Source organism: Rhodococcus mengyinensis (genome assembly GCF_048381435.1).
Lineage (GTDB): Bacteria > Actinomycetota > Actinomycetes > Mycobacteriales > Mycobacteriaceae > Rhodococcus_F > Rhodococcus_F opacus_D.
Genome location: NZ_JBLWIT010000038.1, coordinates 359,782 through 376,751, shown reverse-complemented (window position 1 = coordinate 376,751; position 16,970 = coordinate 359,782). Strand labels below are relative to the sequence as shown.

1 protein-coding gene is annotated in these 16,970 nt (G+C 70.0%); it reads left to right on the top strand.

From position 1 onward, the window contains the following. Positions 1-159 precede the first annotated feature (159 nt). Positions 160-16,929, top strand: coding sequence for an amino acid adenylation domain-containing protein (locus tag ACNJ7E_RS06490; protein ID WP_418339472.1), 16,770 nt, complete (start codon positions 160-162; stop codon positions 16,927-16,929). The last annotated feature ends 41 nt before the right edge of the window (positions 16,930-16,970 follow it).

Below are 16,970 nucleotides of genomic sequence, written 5' to 3'. Positions count from 1 at the left end.
GGGGACACGCGTTCGTGGTGATTGAACTCGAATTGCCGCTGTGATAACTGGCACCTGTGAACTTGCCGGCAACCGGCTTGTTGCTGGTGGGTAGCCTAACCTAAACTCCCTCGGGTGCCCGTCGTTGGACGGGCGCTCTCGACGGACGATCGGATCACCATGTCTCCGGACCACTCGGCGGCTGCTCGCCCCCAGCGCACTTCGGCTGAGCGCACTTCTTCCTCGGCTCGCGTCGGTTCGGCGCCTGTCGCGTTGCCGGTGACGGCCGCGCAGTCCGAGGTGTGGGTCGGGCAGCAGTTGAACCCGGGCAGCCCGGTCTACAACCTCTCGCTCGTCGTCGAGGTCGCCGGCCGGATCGACCTGGACCGTGCCGCCGAGACGATCCGGAAGACCGTCGAACGGGCCGAAGCCCTGCACGTGCGTTTCGAGCGAGGCGACGGCAACGAACTGCTGCAGGTGCCGACAGCCCCCGACGGGTGGACCCTTGCGGTCGTGGACCTGCGCGGCGACGAGGATCCCGAAGCACGTGCGCGCGTGTGGATGGACCGCGACATGGAGACCGTGGTCGACGTCGAGGGCGACGAACCGCTGTTCCGGCACGCCCTGCTGCGCATCGGGGACGAGTCGGTGATCTGGTACCAGCGCTACCACCACAGCCTCATCGACGGATACGGCATCACTCTGCTCGTGGCCGACGTCGTCGATCGATACGAACACCCGGAACTCGAGACGTCCACGGCACCGTGGCCCCTCGACACGCTCGTGGCGTCCGACCGCGACTACCGTGCGTCGACGCGCTTCGCGTCCGACCGCGACTTCTGGATCGAGCAGGTGATCGATGCGCCGGAGCCGCCTCGGCTGCTCCCGCAGGTCGTCGACCACACCGGGGCGCCGATCTCCGCCGTCGTCGAGATCGACGGGGACGACGCCGACGCGATCTACACCTTCGCCTCCGACGCCGGGATCAGGCGCACCCGGCTGCCGCTCGCCGCGATCGTGGCGTACATCCACCGGTTCACCGGCCGCCGCGACCTCACGTTGTCGCTGCCGATGACGGCGCGGGTCGGACGCGAACTGCGCCGCATCCCCGGAATGTGCTCGACGATCCTGCCGCTCCGGGTGCAGGTGGATCCCGAGATGACGGTGGGTGAGCTCGCCACCCGCATCGACACGACGCTGATCTCGGTGCTGCGGCACGGGCGTTACCGCGGCGAGGACCTCGCCCGCGACCTGCGGTCGATCGATCCGGACCGTCAGATCTTCGGTCCCGGAATCAATTCCATGATGTTCGAGCATTCGCTGACGTTCGGCGGGTTCCCGGCGTGGGTGCGGGGTTCGGCCACCGGACCGGTCCGCGACCTCGATTTCTCCATCCGCGGTGGGCAGGATTCGGAGCCCATCCAGATCGATCTCCGGGCCCCGGCCGGTCTCGGCGCCGAGCTCGAGGAGCATCGTCGCAGGCTCGAGCACTTCGTCGGGCAGTTCGTCGCCGACCCGTCACAGCCCATCGCCTCGCTCGATCCGATGACCGAGGCCGAGCGCAGGCAGTTGCTGGTGGAGTTCAACGACACGGCGTCCCCGCAGGAATCGGTGACGGTTCCCGACCTCTTCCACGCTCAGGTCTCGCGGACGCCGGATGCCGAGGCCCTGATCGCCGGCGACACCCGGCTCACCTACCGCGAACTCGGGGAACGCGTTGCGCAGCTGTCCCATCACCTGCGCGCCCGCGGTGTCGAGGCGGAAACAGTTGTGGCGGTCGGTCTTCCGCGATCGGCGGACATGGTCATCGGACTGCTCGCCGTCATGTGTGCGGGTGGGGCGTTCGTGCCCCTCGACCCGTCGTGGCCGGAGGACCGCCGGACGTCGGTCCTCGCCGACGCCGGGGCCGCGCTCGTGCTCACCGGGCCCGGTGGAGTTGCCGACGCGGGGGAGCGGGCCGTGCCGGTCGACCTCGCGGCGTGGGCGTACGCCGAGGAGCCCACCGAGCCGCCCGCGGTGACCGTGCAGGGTTCGCGGCTGGCGTATGTCATCTTCACGTCGGGTTCCACGGGCAGGCCCAAGGGCGCCATGATCCGTCACGAGGCCGTCTGCGCGCGACTGCTGTGGCAGCGCGACGAGATCCTGGGCTTCGGGCCCGCGGACGCGTCGCTGTTCAAGGCGCCGCTGTCGTTCGACATCTCCGTGAACGAGATTCTGCTGCCTCTGGTGGCGGGTGGCCGGCTGGTGGTGGCCGAGCCCGGCGGGGAGCGGGACCCGCAGTATCTGCTGGACCTGATCGCCGGCGAGTCGGTGACGTTCGTCTACCTCGTGTCGTCGATGCTGGACGTGCTGCTCGACCTGTCGCGGGGCACGGATCGGCTGGCGGCGCTGAAGCACGTGTGGTGTGGTGGCGAGGTTCTCACGCCGCGCCTGTTCGAGAGGTTCCGGTCGCAGCTCGCCATCACGCTGTACCACGGCTACGGCCCGGCGGAGGCGACGATCGGGGTGTCGCACGTGATCTATCGGGAGGATGCGGCGCGGATCGCGACGTCGATCGGTCGCCCGAACCCCAACACCCAGCTGTACGTGCTGGACGAACACCTGAACCCGGTGCCGCTCGGCACCGGCGGTGAGCTGTACGCCGGCGGATTCCTCCTCGGCCGCGGTTACGTGGACGCTCCGGGGCTGACGGCGTCCCGTTTCGTCGCCAACCCGTTCGCGAACGACGGCTCCCGGTTGTATCGAACCGGTGACCTCGCGCGGTGGGCGCCGGACGGGTCCCTCGACTTCCTCGGCCGCGCCGACAATCAGGTGAAGATCCGGGGCATGCGACTCGAACTCGAGGACGTCGAGGCGGGCATCGTGTCGCATCCCGACGTTCGGCACAGTGCCGTCGTCGTTCGGGAGACGCCCTCGGGAGCAAAGTATCTCGCGGCCTACGTCGTGGCGAAGCAGGATTCGGTTCCGGACGTCGCCGAACTGCGGGTCTGGGCGTCGTCGAAGCTGCCGGAGTACATGGTGCCGTCGTCGTTCGTCGTCCTCGATCGGTTCCCGCTCACCCCCAACGGAAAGTTGGATAGGCGTGCGCTGCCCGAGCCGGACCTCGGCGCGGCCGGCGAGAACGTCGCGCCCCGCACCGCTGCCGAGGAAACCCTGTGTGCGCTGATGGCGGGTGTCCTCGGGGTGGAGTCGGTGGGCGTCACCGACGACTTCTTCGCGTTGGGTGGCGACAGTATCGTCGCGATCCAGCTGGTCAACCATGCTCGGCGGGAAGGTCTTTCGATCAGCCCGCGGGAGATCTTCCAGCTCCGCACCGCCGAGGCGCTCGCCCGGGTCCAGGACGGCCGGACCGCGGCCGCCGTGGACCCCGACGACGTCGCCGTCGGTGAGGTCCGCAGCACCCCGATCGTCGCCCGCATCGCGGAGCGGGGTGGTGAGATCGCCGCGTTCCACCAGTCGGTGCTCGTGCAGACTCCGGCCGCCCTCGACGAGCATGCCGCGAAGGCGGCACTCGCCGCGGTGCTCGAGCGGCACGACGCCCTGCGCGCGACGCTCGTCCGTGGTAACGGAAGCGGCCTCCGCCGCGGGGGCGACCGCTGGACGCTGTCCGTGCCGGAACCGTCCCCGGCGACGCTCGACGGAATCCTGCGGGTCGTCGAATTCGACGGCAGCGCCGAGCAACTCGACATCGAGGCACGGGCGGCCGTCGGAAGGCTCGACCCGGATGCGGGCACCATGGTGCAGGCCGTCCTCTTCTCCGCGGCCGAGGGTCCCGGCCGGTTGCTGCTGATCGGACACCACTTGGTGGTCGACGGGGTGTCCTGGCGCATCATCCTCGAAGACCTCGCCCGCGCGGGCACAGCCGTGGCGGCCGGGGGCGTCCCCGAACTCGCTCCGGTCGGGACGTCGCTGCGCCGCTGGTCCGAGCTGCTCGACGAGCAGACGCGGTCGGGTGCCTTCGACCACGAACTGTCCTTCTGGGTGGACGCGGCGACCACAGAAGACCCGCTCCTCGGTTCGCGTGCGCTCGATCCCGCCCTCGACCTCGCCGGCGACGCCGAAACCCTCACGGTGACATTGCCTCCGGAGTTCACCCGGCCGCTGCTCTCCACCGTGCCCGCGGCGTTCCACGGCCACGTCAACGACGCGCTCCTCACCGGTGTCGCGGTGGCGTTGCAGAGGTGGCGAGACGGAGGGCCGGGCCCGGTGCTCCTCGACCTCGAGGGGCACGGACGCGAGGAAGACCTCGTGCGCCGCAGCGACGGACCCGCCCTCGACCTCGCCCGGACCGTCGGCTGGTTCACCACCGTCTACCCGGTGGTGCTCGACCCCGGTGCGGCGGCGGACGAGACGGGAATCGCCGACGCGCTGAAGGCGTTGAAGGACCAGTTGCGCCGCATCCCGGGTTCCGGGTTCGGCTACGGCGCGTTGCGCTACCTCGGTGTCCCGAAGCCGGAACTCGCGCACGCGCCGACCCCGCAGGTGCTGTTCAACTACCTCGGACGGGTGACGTCCGCGGAGGGCGTCGACTGGCTGCCCCGCGCCATGGGTGGCGCGGACGACCCGCGGATGCCGCTCGGGCACGCGCTGGCGTTCGACGTGATCGCCGAGGACGGAGCCGACGGCCCCGTCCTGCGCACGACGTTGACGTGGGCGCGCGGTGTGCTCGATCGTGATGCCGTCGTGGCGCTCGCCGACGAGTGGACCGCGGTGCTGCGGGTGCTGGCCGGAATCGACCGTCTCGGCGGTCACACGCCGTCGGACTTCCCGCTGGTGTCGCTGACGCAGCCGGACGTGGACGCGCTGGCGGGGGCGGCCGACGTGCTTCCGCTGACACCGCTGCAGGAGGGCATCTACTTCCAGTCGGCGTTCGAGGACACCGGCACCGACCCGTACGTGGTGCAGCAGGTGATCGAACTGACCGGTCCCGTCGACGCTGCGGCGTTGCACCGCGGGCTGCAGGCGGTCGTCGACCGGCACGCGGCCCTCCGCGTCGGCGTGCGGGCGGTATCGGACGGCCGGGTCGTGCAGGTGGTCAACGAAAACGTGCAGGTGCCGATGGAAGTGCTCGATCTCACCGGCGTCGCGGATCCGGAGCAGCGCGTGGAACAGGTGCTGGCGGCGGACCGGGCCCGGGGTTTCGACTTCGAGCGCGGCCCCCTGCTGCGCTACACGCTCGCGCAGGTGAAACATCAAAGGTTTCTTCTGCTGCAGTCGATTCACCACATCGTCGCCGACGGGTGGTCGGTGCCGGTGATGTTGCGGGAATTGATGAATCTGTACAGCGTCGAGGGGACGCCGCTGGCGCTGCCGACGCCCACGCCGTACCGGAGCTACCTCGAATGGCTGGGGGGCCGGGACCGTCAGGCGTCGCTCGCCGTGTGGCGGGAGGCGCTCGCCGACGCCCCCGAGCCGGTGGACCTGCCGACGCCGTCGTCGAAGGGGGAGTCCGGGACACACAGTGTCCGGGTGACACTGCCGTCGGCCGACACCGCCGCGCTGTCCGCGGTGGGCCGGGCCCGGGGGTTGACACTCAGCACGCTCGTGCACGGCACGTGGGGTCTGGTCCTCGGCCGCCTCACCGGCCGGGAGGACGTGGTGTTCGGTTCGACGGTGTCGGGCCGCGGCGGGGACTTGCCCGGAATCGAGACCATGGTGGGCCTGTTCATCAACACCGTGCCCACCCGGCTGCGGTACCGGCCCACCGACACGGTGGCCGAGACCCTCGCGCGGTGGCAGCACGAGCAGTCGACGCTGCTCGACCACCAGTACCTGGGCCTGCCCGAGTTGCGCCGGGAAGCGGGACTGCAGAACCTGTTCGAGACGCTCGTCGTGTTCGAGAACTATCCGCTCGGCGACGGCGCGGTGGCGGATCCCACCGGTGCGGTGCAGTTGACCGGCATCCGATTCGACGAGCACCCGCCGTACCCGATGACGCTGATCGTCATGCCCGGCGACGCGCTGACACTCGAGCTGAAATACGACGACGCCCGCATCGATGCGGCGACCGCGACCCGGTTCGCGGAGTCGATGGTGGCGTATCTCGCGGAGCTGACCCGGGACGTCGACCAGAACGTGTCTTCCGTCGCGCTGGCGTCGCGCGAGCCGATCGACGCGGCACTGCGCGACGTCGAGGTGGAGTTCCCCGACACGACGGTGACGGCGCTGCTCGAGGAGCAGGCGGAGCGGACACCCGACGCGGTGGCCGTCGTGTTCGAGGACGAACACCTCACCTACGCCGAATTGCATGCGCGCGCGAACCGCCTCGCCCGACTGCTCGTCGACCGCGGGGTGGCACCCGAGTCGAAGGTGGCGGTGGCGCTGCCCCGTTCGCTGGACCTGATGGTGGCGCTCCTCGCGGTCGGGAAGGCGGGCGGCGCCTACGTTCCGCTCGACACCGGTTACCCCGCCGACCGGCTGGCGTTCATGCTGGAGGACGCGGAACCGGTATGCGTTCTCACCGACGGCACCGTGCCGTTCGCCGGGTCCGGCGTTCCGCAGGTCCGGGTATCGGACGCCGAGCGGTACTCGCCCGAGCCGCTGACCGGTGTCGCGCTCGCGCCGCAGCACCCCGCCTACGTGATCTACACGTCGGGCTCGACGGGACGGCCCAAGGGGGTCGTCGTGCCGCACGCCGGCATCGTCAACCGTCTGCTGTGGGTTCAGCGGTTCCGGCCGATCACCCCGACAGACAACGTGTTCCAGAAGACGCCGTCCAGCTTCGACGTGTCGGTGCTGGAGTTCTTCGGACCGCTCCTCGCCGGGGCGACCCTCGTGCTGGCGCGGCCGGACGGACACAAGGACCCGGCGTACCTCGCCGACGTCATCGTCCGGCGGTCGATCACGCGTGTGCATTTCGTGCCCTCGATGCTCGAGGTGTTCCTCGCCGAGCCCGCCGCCGCCCGGTGCACCGGGCTCCGGATCATCTCCTGCAGCGGTGAGGCGCTTCCCGTGGCCTCCGCCCGGCGCGTCGCCGAACTCCTGCCGGGAGTGGAACTCGACAACCTCTACGGTCCGACCGAGGCGTCGGTCGACGTCAGCTACGCCGCGTCCGTTCAGGGAATCGACGTGTCCGCGCCCTCCGTGCCGATCGGCCTGCCGACGTCCAACACCGGCCTCTACGTGCTCGATCGGTACCTGCAGCCGGTGCCCGCGGGCGCCGCCGGTGAGCTGTACCTGTCGGGGCCACAGCTGGCCCGCGGCTACCTGGGCAGGCCCGGGTTGAGTGCCGAGCGCTTCGTCGCCGACCCGTTCTCCCACAACGGATCCCGCATGTACCGCACCGGTGACGTTGCCCGGGTCAACACCGACGGTGCGGTCGAATACCTCGGCAGGGTCGACGATCAGGTGAAGTTGCGCGGCTTCCGCATCGAACTGGGCGAGATCGAAGCGCAGATGGCGGCGTGCCCCGGAGTGCGGCAGGCCGCCGCCGTCGTGCGCACGGACCGGCCCGGTCGGCAACAACTGGTCGGGTACGTCGTCGGGGACGCCGACGTCGACGATGTCCGTGCGCGCCTGACTGCGGCCCTGCCGGAGTTCATGGTGCCCGTCGCGTTCGTGATCGTGCCCGAGTTCCCGGTCGGCCCCAGCGGGAAGCTGGACCGCACAGCGCTTCCCGCGCCGGACTTCTCCGCGCACACGAGTTCGGGGCAGGCGACGTCAGCGCTCGAGAGCGGACCGGCAGCGGTGCTGGCCGCCCACTACGCCGAGGTTCTCGGTGTCGGGACCGTCGGGGTGGACGACGACTTCTTCGCGCTCGGTGGCGACAGCATCCTCGCCATCCGACTGGTGAATCTCGCTCGCCGGGAGGGGATCACCGTCACCCCGCGGCAGATCTTCGAACAGCGGACGCCGGCCGCGCTCGCACGGCTGGTCGCGGCCACCGTCGTCGCGCCGGCCCCGCGCGTGGAGGAGTCGGGCACCGGTGTCCTGCCGCCCCTGCCGGTGGTCCATCGGCTGTCCGAATGGAGTGGCGGAAAGAATCGCTTCAACCAGGCCGTTCTGCTCCACACACCGGCGGGCACCAGCGCCACCGTCCTGACGGCCGCCCTGCACTCGGTGAGCGGTCACCACGACGGCCTGCGGCAGAAGCTCACCCGGCACGCGCCGGGTGTGTGGTCGCTCGAGATCACCGAATCCGCAGACCTGGAACTGCGTCGCGTCGACGTCACCGGACTCGACGCCGCCGCGCTGCGCGAAATCGTGGCAGCAGAATCCGACGCCGCGACCGACCGGCTCGACCCCGACGACGGCACCATGCTGTCGGCGGTGTGGTTCGACGCCGGCCCGCAGGAGCTGGGCAGGCTCCTCCTCGTCGCGCATCATCTGGTGATCGACGGGGTGTCGTGGCGGACGCTGATCGAAGATCTGGCCATGGCGTGGGTGGCGGCCGACAGTGGCCAGGACGCGGCGCTCGACCCGGTGCCCACGTCGCTGCGCGGATTCGCCCGCATCGTCACCGAGCAGGCGCAGGCCCCTGCCCGGCTCGCCGAACTCGACCACTGGTTGCGCGTCACCGAACCCGGTGCCGATCTGGTGCCCGGCACCGACGGGCACGCGGTCGTGAGCAGCGGCGCCCGGCGGACGGTGCTGCTGGACCCGCAACTCACGACGGCGCTGCTGACCGCCGTTCCCGCCGTGGTCGGCGCCGACGTCACCGATGTGCTGCTGGCGGCGCTGCGGCTCTCGGCCGACCGGTGGCTCGCGGCCCGTGGACGCGAGAACGACCTGCTGGTGGACCTCGAGCGGCACGGCCGCGAAGAACTCGCCGAGGGTGTGGATCTGTCCCGGACCGTCGGCTGGATCACCAACGTCACCCCCGTCCGGTTGCGCAGCCGGACGGGCGCACTCCAGACGCTCAAGGACGTCAAGGAGCAGCTGCGCGGCGCCCCCGACGGCGGCATCGGCTACGGCATGCTGCGGTACGTCAATGCGCGCACCTCGGGCCTTCTTGCGGCACGGGCGGAATCGCAGGTGCTGTTCAACTACCTGGGGCGCATGCCGCACGCGGTGCCCGGACCGTGGACTCCCGCGGTCGAATCCGACTCGCTGGCAACAGATCCCGATGCCGATCTCGGTGGGCCCTACCGGCTGGTGATCAACGCCCTGTGCGAGGAGTCCGAGCGGGGCACCGAACTGCAGGCCGTCTTTGCCTGGTCGGACGCCGACCTGGGCGAGGCCGACGTCATCGCGTTGAGCGACGGCTGGGTGGCCGCTCTTCGTGAACTGGCTGACGCCGCAGGAGAGCACGACGGACCGGCGATGATCACCCCGTCCGACCTTCCCCTCGTGGCGTTGACGCAGGAGGAGATCGACCGGATCGTCGAGGCGAGCCCGAGCGGGGTCGACACAGTGCTGCCGCTGTCGCCGCTGCAGGAGGGTCTCTACTTCCAGGCCGGGTTCGACTCCGGCGCCGACATCTACACGGCACAGTTCTCACTCGACTTCGCGCACCGCCTCGACACCGACAGGCTCGCCGCCGCGCTCCGCACGCTGCAGCGACGCAATCCCACGCTGCGAGCGGGATTCGTCAGTGCAGGCCTGCCCGCGCCGGTGCAGTTTTTCGGCGCCGGCCTGGACGTGCCCATCGCCGAGTTCGACCTCAGGGAACTCGACGAGCCCGAACGCGCGGCCTACGCCGAACAGCTGACCGCGCAGGACCGGCTGACACCGTTCGACCTCACCTCCCCGCCGCTGTGGCGGGCAATGGTGTTGCGGCTCGGCCACTCCCACGACCGACTGGTGATCAACCGGCAGTTCCTGCTGTGGGACGGATGGTCCAACGGCCTCGTCGTCAGCCAGCTGCTCGCCCTCTACGAAACGGGTGGCGACGACTCCGGATTCGCCGCCCCGGAAGGATCTTTCGAGGACTACCTCCGGTGGCTTGCCACGCGGGACGCGGATGCCGCGCAGTCGGCGTGGACCGACGCGCTCGGCGGGCTCGACGAACCGACGCTGCTGGCCGCGACGGTCGCGGGGGAGCCGCAGCCGCCGCAGCGCCGGGACGCGGTGCTGTCCGAGGAACTGAGCGAACGGCTCCGTGCCGGTGCCCGCGGCGCCGGTGTCACGTTCAACGCGGTGCTGAGCGCCGCGCTGGCCGTCGTACTCGGAATCGAGACCGGGCGCCGGGACCTCGTGTTCGGCACCACCGTGGCCGGACGCCCACCGGAAGTCCCGGGCATCGACGCGGTGGCCGGAATGTTCCTCAACACCGTCCCCGTCCGGACGACGCTGCGGGCCGACGAGACCGTCACCGACCTGCTCCGGCGAATCCAGTCGGAGCGGCTGGCGCTGACCCCGTACGACTACCTCGGGCTCGCCTCCATCCAGCGGGTGTCCGAGCACCGGCAGCTGTTCGACGTGCTGTACGTGCTGCAGAACTTTGTCGACGAGAAGCAGGTGTCGGCGCTCAATGCGGCGCACGACATCAGCGGCGGCGACAGCATCGATCACACGCACTACCCGGTCACGGTCGTCGTGACCCCGGGTGCGAGCGTGAAGGTGAAGTTCGAGTTCCACCCCGAGAAGATCTCGGAGTCGCGGGTCGAACGCATGCTGTCGCGGTACCTGACCGTGCTCGAGGAGTGGTCCACCGACCTGTCCGGTGTGGTCGGGGGAATCGCCGGTGCCGCAATGCCCGTGCCGGTCGAGCGGAAGGCCCTGCCCGACAGAACCATCGCCGATCTGTTCGCCGACGCGGCCCGCGGCCGGCCTGAAGACACGGCCCTGGTGTTCGGCGACCGCACCGTGAGCTACGCCGAACTCGACGCCGACGTGAACCGGATGGCCCGGGTCCTGCTCGGCCACGGCGCGGGCCCGGAGCGGATCGTCGCGCTCGCACTGCCGCGGACGGTGGAGATGGTGGTCGCGCTGTTCGCCGTGCTGCGCACCGGATCCGCGTACCTGCCGCTCGAACTGGACCACCCCGCCGAGCGACTCGTCGCGATGCTCGACGACGCGCGTCCGACGGTCCTGGTCACCACGTCGGAGGTCGCCGGAACGCTCGCCGCTGCGACGGTCGACACGCTGGCCGTCGACACCGTGGACTTCGGCGCGGTCGCGTCCGGACCGCTGTCGGAGGCCGAACTCGGCGGATTCGCGCCCGGAACCCCCGGGCGCCTGGACCATCCGGCGTACGTCATCTACACATCCGGGTCCACGGGCAAGCCGAAGGGCGTCGTCACCCCGTACCGCGGTCTGACCAACATGCAGTTCAACCATCGTGAGGCTATCTTCGAACCCGTCGTGACTGCCGCGGGCGGTCGGCGGCTGCGCATCGCGCACACCGTGTCCTTCGCGTTCGACATGTCGTGGGAAGAACTGCTGTGGCTCGTCGAAGGCCACGAGGTCCACATCTGCGACGAGAACCTGCGGCGTGACGCCGAGGCGCTCGTGGCCTACTGCGACACCCATGCGATCGACGTCGTCAACGTGACGCCGACGTACGCGCAGCACCTCGTCGAAGAGGGTCTGCTCGACGACGGCCCGGGGCGGCACCGGCCGCCACTCGTACTCCTCGGCGGCGAGGCAGTGTCGGATTCGGTATGGAACCGGTTGCGCGACACGGACGGAACGGTCGGGTACAACCTGTACGGTCCCACCGAGTACACGATCAACACCCTCGGCGCCGGTACCGCCGACAGCGTGACACCCACCGTCGGCACCCCGATCTGGAACACGTCCGCCTACGTGCTGGACCCGTGGTTGCGTCCGGTCCCGGACGGCGTTCCCGGCGAGCTGTACATCTCCGGGGTCGGGTTGGCGCGCGGCTACCTCGACCGGTTCGCACTGACGGCGGAGCGGTTCGTCGCCGACCCGTTCCGGGAATCCGTACGTATGTATCGGACGGGCGATCTCGTCCGGAGACGTGAGGACGGGAATCTCGACTTCCTCGGCCGGACCGACGATCAGGTGAAGATCCGCGGTCACCGGGTGGAACTCGGCGAAATCGCGTCCGCGCTCGAAGCTCTGGACGACGTCCGTCAGGCCGCCGTCGTCGTCGATTCGGGCCCGGGTGGGTTCAAGCGGCTCGTCGGCTACGCCGTACCCGTGAGTACTTATCAACCGCGGGACGTTAACAAGTACTCACAGGCGCTGCGCGCAACGTTGCCGGACTACATGGTGCCCGCCGCGGTCATCGAGGTCGACAGCCTGCCGATGACGGTCAACGGCAAACTCGACGTCAAGGCGCTGCCTTCGGCGGACGACGTGCTCGGCCGCAGCGGCGGCGCGCGCACGGAACCCCGCACCGACACCGAACGGGTGCTGTCCGCCCTGTTCGGGGAGATCCTCGGCGTCCCCGCCCCCGGGGTCGACGACGACTTCTTCGACCTCGGCGGTCACTCGCTGCTGGCCACCAGGCTGATCAGCCGGGCGCGGGCCGCGCTCGACACCGACCTCACCCTGCGCGACCTGTTCGAAGCACCGACGGTCGCCGAACTCGCCGCCCGGATCGGCGACGACACCGGTTCGACCCGTCCGGTGCTGGTTGCCCGGCCGCGGCCCGAGCATCTGCCGCTCTCCGCTGCGCAGCAACGTCTGTGGCTCCTGCAGCAGATGGAAGGCACCTCGGTTCGGGATGGGGCGGGCCCCGCCGTCGCCTACAACTTCCCGATCGTCCTCCGACTGCAGGGTGCACTGGACCCCGGGGTGTTCGAGCAGGCGCTGACCGACGTCGTGTCGCGGCACGAATCGCTGCGAACGGTGTTCGGGGAGCACGACGGCGAACCGGTGCAGGTGATCCTCGAAGACGCCCGGCCCGACGTCGCGGTGGTGGACGGCACCGAGGCCGATCTGGTGCGGCTCGTCACCGAGACCGTCGGCCGCCCGTTCGACCTGGCGACGGAGATCCCGGTGCGCGCGAGCCTCATCCGGGTCGCGGACCAGCAGGTGCTGGCCATCGTGCTGCACCACATCGCCACCGACGAATGGTCGGACCGCCCGTTCCTGCGGGACCTGATGACGGCGTACGCCGCTCGCGTCCAGGGCTCGGCGCCGGCGTGGGAACCGCTCGACGTGCAGTACGCCGACTACACGCTGTGGCAGCGCGACGTCCTCGGTGATCCACAGGACCCGTCCAGCCTCGTCAGCCGTCAACTCGACTACTGGGCGAAGACTCTCGACGGGGCGCCGGAGGAGCTGGTGCTCCCTACCGACCGCACCCGTCCCGCGCGGCCCAGCTTCGCCGGCGGTGCGATCGAGACGACGCTCGACGCCGCGTCGACGCGGGCCCTGCGTACGCTCGCCCGGACGTCGGGAACCAGCATGTTCATGGTGCTGCACGCGGCGTCGGCGGCGTTGCTGCACCGTCTCGGTGCGGGCGACGACCTGCCGATCGGCGCGCCGGTCGCCGGCCGCAGCGAACAGGGTCTCGACGACCTGATCGGGTTCTTCGTCAACACCGTGGTGCTGCGGACGGACGTGTCGGGCAACCCCACGTTCGACCAACTGCTGGCACGGGTCCGTGACACCGACCTGGCGGCCTTCTCGCATGCGGACGTTCCGTTCGAAACCGTTGTGGAGAAGGTGAATCCGGCGCGAACCCTGGCCCGGAACCCGCTGTTCCAGGTGATGGTCGGCTATCACAGCCGGACGTCCGATTCGGCGCTCGCACTCGGCTCGGCCCTCACCCCGGTGGCGTTCGAGGAACGCACCGCCAAGTTCGACCTGGTGTTCAACTTCACGGAGTACCTCGACAACGACCGGGTCGACCTGCGCCTCGAGTACGGCTCCGACCTGTTCGACCGGGCCACCGCGGAGAAGATCGCGCGCAGGCAGGTCGTGGTGCTGGACGCCCTCGCATCCGACTCGGGTCGCGCGGTCGGCGACCTCGACGTGTTCCTCGGCGACGAACGCGAACTCGTGGTACACGGGTTCAACGACACGTCACAGCCGGTGGCGGAGGAGACGTTCTACGAGGCGTTCGCGCGCCACGTGGCGGCGACCCCCGACGCCGTGGCCGTCGTCGACGCCGGCGGTGAGGTGACGTACGCGGACCTGAGTGTGCGCGCCGACCGAGTCGCCGCACTGCTGCATCGTCGCGGCGTCTCCGTCGAAGACGTTGTGGGACTGGCGGTACCGAGATCGGCGCAGATGGTCGCGGTCGTGCTCGGGGTGTTGAGGCTCGGGGCGGCATACCTTCCGCTCGACCTGAACCACCCGTCCGACCGCATCTCCTACATGCTCGCCGACTCCGCCGCGCGGGTGCTGGTGACCACGGTGGGGGAGAGCCCGCGCATCGCGGACGTCGACGGCCTCACTCGCGTTCTCCTCGACGACGAGTCCGTCGTCACGGAACTCGAGACCGGGCCCGCCCTGCAGGTGCCGCGGCCCCCGCAGGGCCTGGACCACGCCGCGTACGTCATCTACACGTCGGGCTCCACCGGTAAACCCAAGGGCGCGATCCTCACTCACGACGGGATTCCCAGTCTCGTCGCGACCGCCGAACAGCGGATGAAGCTCGTCCCGGGTTCGGTGGTGATGCAGTTCGCGTCGATCGGATTCGACGTCGCGGTCTTCGAGTTGTCGATGGCACTGTGCACGGGGTCCCGCCTGGTCATCGTGCCCGACGAGTCCCGCGTCGCCGGACCGGAACTCACCGATTTCATGGCCGCACACGCCGTGACGCACGCGATCATTCCGCCGTCCCTGCTGGCGGCGCTGCCGTCGGGTTGCGACGTCCCCGAGGGCTGCACCGTGCTGGTGGGCACCGAGACCGTGCCGCCGGAACTGATCGGACGCTGGGCGGAACGGCTCAACCTGCTGGCCGCGTACGGTCTCACCGAGGCCACCGTCAACAACACGCTGTGGCAGGCACGGCCCGGATGGAACTCGGCTGTGCCGATCGGCATCCCCGATCCCAACGAGCAGGCGTACGTCCTCGACGACCGCCTGCAGCCGGTGCCGCCGGGGGTGGCGGGCGAGTTGTACATCGCCGGACGCGGACTGGCCCGCGGATACCTCGGCCGGCCCGACCTCACGTCGGCCCGGTTCGTGCCCAGCCCCTTCGGCGACGCGGGCTCCCGGATGTACCGGACCGGTGACCGGGCGCGCTGGCGGACCGACGGCAACATCGACTTCCTCGGACGCGTCGACGACCAGGTGAAGATCCGTGGATTCCGCATCGAACTCGGCGAGATCATCGCGGCCCTCGGAAGTCATCCTGCGGTGAAGCAGTCGGCGGTCGTCGCGGACCGGTCCGGTGACATCGTCCGGCTCGTGGGCTATGTGACACCGGCCGACGGTCACGCAGCCGGGCGGATCGATCCGCAGGCCGTGCGGGAACACGCCGCCGCGCGGCTGCCCGACTACATGGTGCCGACTCGCGTGGTCGTGCTGGACGGGGATCTCCCGTTGACACCCAACGGCAAACTCGACCGCAAGGCGCTGCCGCTGCCGGATTGGTCGGCCCTGACCGGGGACGGCACGCCGCAGACACCGGAGCAGAAGGAGATCGCCGCAGCGTTCGCCGACATCCTGCATCTGCCGTCGGTGGGCATCCACGACAACTTCTTCGACCTCGGCGGCAACTCCATGGCATCGATGCGGTTGGTGGGGCGGATCCGCGGGCGGTTCGCCGTCGACATCGGTATCCGGGACGTGTTCGACAGTTCCACGGTGGCCGAACTCGCCGCGATGGTCGCGGGGGCCTCGTCCATCGGCAGGCCGGTGCTGACGGCGGCGGACCCGAGACCGGGTGTGCTGCCGCTGTCCGGGCCGCAACGCCGGTTCTGGAAGCAGTTCCGGGCGGCAGGCGCCGAGGCGCGGGCCAGTCACGCACTGTCGCTGCAGCTTCGCGACACCGTCGACCCCGAGATCCTGGCGCAGGCCCTCGACGACGTCACGTCCCGGCACGAACCGCTGCGGACCGTGTACGTGGAGGCCGGGGACAGCGTCGTCGCGCAGGAAGCGGTGCGGCCCGCCCTCGAACTCGTCGACGTCGGGGACGGAGACGTCCACCGCACGGTCTTCGAATTGGCGCAGGAGCCCCTCGATCTCACCGAGCACGCACCGCTCCGGGTGCATCTCGTGACCGGCGGCGACGGCACCCAGGCACTGCTTCTCGCGATGCACTACATCGCCGTCGACGAGTGGTCCGTGGTGCCGTTGCTCGGTGATCTGATGGGGGCATACGCCGCGCGCTCGCACGGCGAGGAACCCGCATGGGAACCGCTGCCCGTCGGATACGCCGACTACGTCGTGTGGTCGCAGGTGCTCGTCGGCGATCCCGAGGACCCGGACAGCCGTCGGTCGCGTCAGCTCGACTACTGGCGGGAGACGCTGGACGGCATGCCGTCCCGGCTCGAACTGCCCGCCCCGGCCGTGCGCGGACCGCGGACGGCGGAGATCGTGCCGGTCGAGATCGACGCGGAACTCCACAGCGCGGCCCGGAAGTTCGCGAGCGAGACGGGCACCAGCCTGTTCATGGTGTTGCAGGCCGCACTCGCCACCGTGTTGACACGGCACGGCGCCGGCACGGACATTCCGCTGGGGTCGCTCGTCGCGGGACGCACGGAGGAGGCGCTGGACGCGCTGGTCGGCTGCTTCTTCAATATCGTTCTGTTGCGAACGGATACGAGCGGTGATCCCGATCCCGTGGAGTTGCTGCGGCGTATCCGCACCGCGAATCTCGACGCGCTGGACAACCAGGACGTGGCGTTCGCCGACGTCGTGGAGGCGGTCGGCGAGACGCCGGTGCTCCGTCCGCAGGTCATGCTCGTTCATCACGAGCAGGCCAGGCTCGGTCATCTCGACGCGCTGGGTGGGTTGATGCCGGTGCCGGTGGGGGTTCCGGATTCGGACCTGACGCTGAGCTTCTACGAGCCGATCGGTGGCGGACCTGTCCACGCGTATTTCTCGTTCTCCTCGGATGTGCTGGACGCCGAGGAGGTCCGTGGCTGGGCGTCGGAGTTGTCGTCGCTGGTCACCGCATGGGCGGAAGGAGCCCGGTGATCAAGAGTGATCTAGATCGCAGTTCCGGGGCGGAGTTCGCC